General features: G+C 73.7%; 6 protein-coding genes. 3 read left to right on the top strand and 3 right to left on the bottom strand.

Going from position 1 to position 5,149, the window contains the following annotated elements:
• Positions 1 to 372: 372 nt before the first annotated feature.
• Genes ACIQOV_RS26585 through ACIQOV_RS26595 form a run of 3 tightly spaced genes read right to left on the bottom strand, consistent with a single transcriptional unit; the run spans position 373 to position 2,137 of the window.
• Positions 373 to 762 (bottom strand): roadblock/LC7 domain-containing protein, encoded by a 390-nt coding sequence (locus tag ACIQOV_RS26585; protein ID WP_401052573.1) that lies wholly within the window; start codon positions 760 to 762, stop codon positions 373 to 375.
• Positions 759 to 1,781: a hypothetical protein gene (locus tag ACIQOV_RS26590; RefSeq protein WP_401052576.1), complete on the bottom strand. Its 1,023-nt coding sequence runs from the start codon at positions 1,779 to 1,781 to the stop codon at positions 759 to 761. Before ACIQOV_RS26590 ends, ACIQOV_RS26585 begins: the two co-directional genes overlap by 4 nt.
• Positions 1,778 to 2,137 (bottom strand): hypothetical protein, encoded by a 360-nt coding sequence (locus ACIQOV_RS26595; protein WP_363587515.1) that lies wholly within the window; start codon positions 2,135 to 2,137, stop codon positions 1,778 to 1,780. The genes ACIQOV_RS26590 and ACIQOV_RS26595 overlap by 4 nt, the downstream gene beginning before the upstream one ends.
• Positions 2,138 to 2,279: 142 nt before the next feature.
• Here ACIQOV_RS26595 and ACIQOV_RS26600 point away from each other — a divergent pair, with 142 nt between their 5' ends.
• The 3 genes from ACIQOV_RS26600 (at position 2,280) to pgm (ending at position 5,142) form a co-directional block, all read left to right on the top strand.
• Positions 2,280 to 2,645, top strand: a complete 366-nt coding sequence (locus tag ACIQOV_RS26600; protein WP_359906349.1) for a hypothetical protein — start codon at positions 2,280 to 2,282, stop codon at positions 2,643 to 2,645.
• Between the two features lie 413 nt (positions 2,646 to 3,058).
• Entirely contained in the window at positions 3,059 to 3,358 is a 300-nt protein-coding gene (locus ACIQOV_RS26605; RefSeq protein WP_401052578.1) for a YciI family protein, read from the top strand.
• Between the two features lie 143 nt (positions 3,359 to 3,501).
• Positions 3,502 to 5,142, top strand: a complete 1,641-nt coding sequence (gene pgm / locus ACIQOV_RS26610; RefSeq protein ID WP_359906354.1) for a phosphoglucomutase (alpha-D-glucose-1,6-bisphosphate-dependent) — start codon at positions 3,502 to 3,504, stop codon at positions 5,140 to 5,142.
• Positions 5,143 to 5,149: the final 7 nt, after the last annotated feature.

A 5,149-nucleotide genomic window follows, 5' to 3' on the forward strand; every position in this document is an offset into this window, starting at 1 on the left:
CCCTTCGTCGTTCGTGTGGTCCCCCCGTCCGCCCGCCGCCCCTGTGCGGGGGCAGCACGCCGTGCGCGCCGGCCGCCCTGGAAAGGACGGTCGGCGCGGGACACGGAAGGGGATGCGCACGAGTCTGCGGGCGCGCACCGACGCGCGGCAAGGCGGAAGAAGGGTGGGCTGCGTCCTACCGAACCCTTGCCCGACCTGGCAGGATGGGGGTCGGCACCCTCCCGGCCGGGCGCCGCGGGGCCGAACTTTCGAGCCCGAACTCCCGGGCCCGGGTTCCCGAGCCCGAGCCCGAGCCTGCTCCCGAGGCGGAGTCGCGGAGGCGGGGGAGGCGGGCCGTGACCCACGTGCAACCGAGCTCCGGCAACTGCCCGACTAGACCGCGGGGACCATCCCGAGCAGCTCGCCCAGGCGGCGGACCGTGGCGGGCGACTCGCGGTGCAGGCCGGCGACGTCGAGGCCCTCGTCTCCCAGGATCATCAGCAGCGCCTGCTCCCCGATCGCCAGCACCACGACGTAGCCGCTGTTGCAGCGGGTGACCACGTCGCGCAGGCCGCCCACGCCGACCTCGGCCGCGGTGCGCCGGCCGAGGCCGAGCATGGCGGCCGACAGGGCGGCGGCCGACTCGGGGTGGACGGCGGCCGTGTCGGCGGCCACCAACAGGCCGTCGGTGGTGGAGATGACACTCTCCGAGATGCCCATGACCCGGTCGCGGAGGGACTTCAACTCGTCGACCAGCACGGCGGTCGGTGTCTGGCTGCTCATGGTGCGCTCTTCTCGCTCTGCTCGGTCGTCTCGGTACGCGCGGTGTGCTCGGCGCGGTGTGCGTTCGGTGGACCGTCGGGAGCGGCCGCCGCTCCCTCGGATCGGGCGGGCAGGCCGCCGGGGCCGCCCGGACCACCCGCGCCGCGTCCGCCGCGGACGCGGCGCGGCAGCGGCCCGGTGCCGGCCGGCGGCGGTTCGCCCGTCGGCCTGCGCGGGGCCACGCTCGGTGCCAGGGGAGTCGGGTGCGCCGGTTCCCGGTGGAGCAGGTGCCGGGCGTCCATCCGTACGACGTCGAGGAGCACCGCGAACACGCCGCGTCCCAGGGCGAAGCCGAGGTCGCGCGCGGTGCGGCGGCCGGTGGCGGCGGCCAGGATCTCCCGGTGGCGGACCGGGATCCGCAGCGCGCCGGACTCGGCCCGGGCGGCAGGACGGATCCGGATGCGGGCCAGTTCGCCGGGCGGTCCCCAGAGGCGGGTCAGCAGGGCCGTCCGCCGGGCGGTCTCCTCGAAGAGCCGCTCCGGCTCGATGCCCGGGCGCAGCGCGATCCTGGCAGGCGGCGCCGCCTCGGCCGTCTCCCAACTGCCGGGCGGGCTCAGCACCAGGGCGAAGGCCCCGTCGAAGGCGGCGGCGGCGCAGACGGCTTCGAGCTCGGCGGCGCCGATCGACCCCTGAGCCACCAGGGCCGCGCCGAGGTCGCCGCCCCAGGTCGGGGCGGCGTCGGCCGGCTGGCCGGCGGACGCGGCCGTCTCGGCGGACGCCCACTCCTCCTCGCCGACGCGCCGGGACTTCAGCAGCAGGGTCTCGGCGGTCGGGGCCCCGGGGGTCTCGATCGCGGCGACCAGACCCTGCTCCAGGTGGATCGTGCCGCCCGGTGCGCCGGAGACGGTGACCGAGCCGGTGAACTCCGTCCGGCGCAGCGCGAGCAGCAGCGCGGGCACGTTGCGCGCGGTGGGCGGAGCCGGCGTCGTGGGAGCTGCGGGCACGCCGGGCGGCGCCGTGTCGTAGGACGGGTCGGTCATGCCAGCAAGTCCTGCGCGCGGTCGGCGGTCTGGCGGACGGCCAGCGCCAGGTTGGTCCGTTCCCGGTCCAGCACGGTGGCCAGCAGCAGGGGGTCGCCCTTCCGGGACACCACCTGGACGACCTGGTGATGGCGGGTGCTGGTGACCACCAGGCTCTCCAACTCGCTCTCCGCCCCTGCCTCGTACAGCCGCTCGCCGATCAGGTTGGTCAGCTCGGCGAGTTCGGCCCCGGTCCCGAGCAGCCGGTGGTCCCCGGCGGACTGGTAGCTGAGACCTGTGACGGCGTCGACGAGCGCGGCACCGACCACTCCGGGGGAGCCGAGCACATCGGAGAGGGAAGCTTCGAGTGCGCGCACCAGTACCCCTTCACGTTCTGAACCCCCGGTAGCGTACTTTATTCCATCATTTTCACGAGGTGACCACAACCGGTGACTTCTTGCTACTTTGTTCCTGCACACGGGAGTTCCGCCCGGAAGTCACGCAAAGGACGAACAGCGCATGAACATTGACGACGCACTCAAGGACGCGATGGCCATCGAGGGGGCCATCGGAGTGGCCGTGGCCGACTACGAGAGCGGTATGTCGCTCGGGTTCCTCGGCGGGGGGCAGCAACTCGACCTGGAGATTGCGGCCGCCGCCAACACCGAGGTCGTTCGTGCGAAGATACGCGCCCTGGCCGCGCTGTCGATCGACGATGTCATCGAGGACGTCCTGATCACCCTCGGCACCCAGTACCACCTGATCCGCCCGCTGACCCGCGGTCACGGCTCGCTCTTCCTCTACCTGGCGCTGGACCGCTCGCGCGCCAACCTTGCGCTCGCCCGGCACGGTCTCAAGCGCATCGAGGCCGCTCTCGACGTCTAGCCGAGGCCGGGCCGGCGGCCCGTGTCCGCGCCCCGTCCGGAATGCCCGCCCGGAAGCCCTGCCCGAAGGACTGTCCGGAAGGCCCCGCGCGGGCCGCGTGTCGCGCGTGGAATTCCGGGCGGAGCGAATGCGGGGCGTGACGAACCGGCTACGGAGATCCGTCCGCGGGAATCGGGCCGCGAAATATCACGGGTGTACGCCGACCACGGAGATGCGTGACTTTCCGATGACTGGGCGTCATATTCGCCCCGGCTGTTCCGGCCGGCGACGGGGCGCCGGAATACCGTGGTCGAACCGCCGGAGCGCCGGTGTTTCGGCGGTGCCGCGGAATCGGCCCGACCACGCCGCGCGCGGCACGAAGGAGCGCCCCCGAGCCGCCTTGACCGAACGGCGTTGGGTCTAGCCTGGGCCGCATGTTCGTACTTGAGCTGACGTACACCGCCGACGTGGAGTCGATCGACGCCGTGCTGCCCCGGCACATCGAGTGGCTCCGGGAGCACTACGCGGCGGGCACCTTCCTCGCCTCGGGGCGCAAGGTGCCGCGCGACGGCGGGGTGATCCTCGCGGTGGGACCGGACCGGGCCGGCATCGAGGCACTGGTGGCCACCGACCCGTTCGTGCGGGCCGGGTTGACCGAGTACCGGGTGACGGAGTTCCTCGCCACCACCACCGCCGAGGAGTTGGCGGCCCACCGCCAGCAACTGCCCGCCTGAGCCCTGCCGCCCCGCCCGTCCCCGTCCGTCCGTGGTGCCCCGGGCCGTTCGCGCGGTTCGGGGCACGGTCGCGTTCTGGCTACGATCGGTGAGCGCGGAGCGACGACGTATCGCGAGTACCGACTTTCGGCGGGAGAAGACGGATGGCACACGCACGGGCCGGGCAGCCGGCGCAGCCCGGTGACCTGGTGGACGTGGCGCGGCTGGTGACGGCGTACTACGCGCTGAACCCGGACCCGCAGGAGCCCGGGCAGCGGGTGGCGTTCGGGACCTCGGGGCACCGGGGCTCGTCGCTGGACGCGGCCTTCAACGAGGACCACATCGCCGCGACCACGCAGGCGATCTGCGAGTACCGGGCCGAACAGGGCGTCGCGGGCCCGCTGTTCCTGGGCGCCGACACCCACGCCCTGTCCGAGCCCGCCAGGGCCACCGCCCTGGAGGTCCTGGCCGCCAACGGCGTTCAGGTGCTGATCGACGCCGCCGACGGCTACACCCCCACCCCGGCGGTCTCCCACGCGATCCTCGCCCACAACCGGCGCAGCCCCCGCGCGCTGGCCGACGGCATCGTGGTCACCCCCTCGCACAACCCGCCGCGCGACGGCGGCTTCAAGTACAACCCGCCCAGCGGCGGCCCGGCCGGCTCCCAGGCCACCGGCTGGATCCAGGACCGCGCCAACGAGCTGATCCGCGAGGGCCTGCGCGGCGTCAAGAAGGTCCCTTACGCGCGGGCGCTGGCCGCCGCCACCACCGGGCGCCACGACTACCTCACCGCCTACGTCGAGGACCTGCCCTCCGTCCTGGACCTGGACGCGGTGCGCGACGCGGGCCTGCGCATCGGCGCCGACCCGCTCGGCGGGGCCTCGGTGGCCTACTGGGCGCGCATCGCCGAGACCCACCGCCTGGACCTGACCGTCGTCAACCCGGTGACCGACCCGACCTGGCGGTTCATGACGCTCGACTGGGACGGCAGGATCCGCATGGACTGCTCCTCCCCGGCCGCGATGGCCTCCCTCATCGGCCGCAAGGACGAGTACGCCATCGCCACCGGCAACGACGCCGACGCCGACCGCCACGGCATCGTCACCCCCGACGGCGGCCTGATGAACCCCAACCACTACCTCGCGGTGGCCGTCGACTACCTCTACCGCCACCGCGCCGACTGGCCCGGCGACGCCGGCGTCGGCAAGACCCTGGTCTCCTCCTCCATGCTCGACCGCGTCGCCGCCGACCTCGGCCGCACCCTGGTGGAGGTCCCGGTCGGCTTCAAGTGGTTCGTCGACGGCCTGCTGGAGGGCTCGATCGGCTTCGGCGGCGAGGAGAGCGCCGGCGCCTCCTTCCTGCGCCGCGACGGCGGGGTGTGGACCACCGACAAGGACGGCATCCTGCTCGCCCTGCTGGCCTCCGAGATCACCGCCGTCACCGGCGCCACCCCCAGCGCCCACTACCGCGAACTGACCGAGCGCCACGGCGCCCCCTCCTACGCCCGCGTGGACGCCCCCGCCGACCGCGAACAGAAGGCCCGCCTGGCCCGCCTGTCCCCCGAACGGGTCGGCGCCGGCGAGATCGCCGGCGAGAAGATCACCGCCGTCCTCGCCAAGGCCCCCGGCAACGGCGCCCTGATCGGCGGCATCAAGGTCTGCACCGAGAACGCCTGGTTCGCCGCCCGCCCCTCGGGCACCGAGGACGTCTACAAGATCTACGCCGAGTCCTTCCACGGCGACGAACACCTCGCCCGGGTCCAGGACGAGGCCCGCGCCCTGGTCGGCGAGGTCCTGCGGGGCTGACCCCCCC

The organism is Kitasatospora sp. NPDC091257 (genome assembly GCF_044757675.1).
Classification (GTDB): domain Bacteria; phylum Actinomycetota; class Actinomycetes; order Streptomycetales; family Streptomycetaceae; genus Kitasatospora; species Kitasatospora lactacystinica.

What these genes read in the sequence shown, in the direction of transcription:
- pgm (WP_359906354.1), top strand. Translation starts at nt 3,502, where the DNA reads ATGGCACACGCACGGGCCGGGCAGCCGGCGCAGCCCGGTGACCTGGTG.
- ACIQOV_RS26600 (WP_359906349.1), top strand. Translation starts at nt 2,280, where the DNA reads ATGAACATTGACGACGCACTCAAGGACGCGATGGCCATCGAGGGGGCC.
- ACIQOV_RS26585 (WP_401052573.1), bottom strand. Translation starts at nt 762, where the DNA reads ATGAGCAGCCAGACACCGACCGCCGTGCTGGTCGACGAGTTGAAGTCC.
- ACIQOV_RS26590 (WP_401052576.1), bottom strand. Translation starts at nt 1,781, where the DNA reads ATGACCGACCCGTCCTACGACACGGCGCCGCCCGGCGTGCCCGCAGCT.
- ACIQOV_RS26605 (WP_401052578.1), top strand. Translation starts at nt 3,059, where the DNA reads ATGTTCGTACTTGAGCTGACGTACACCGCCGACGTGGAGTCGATCGAC.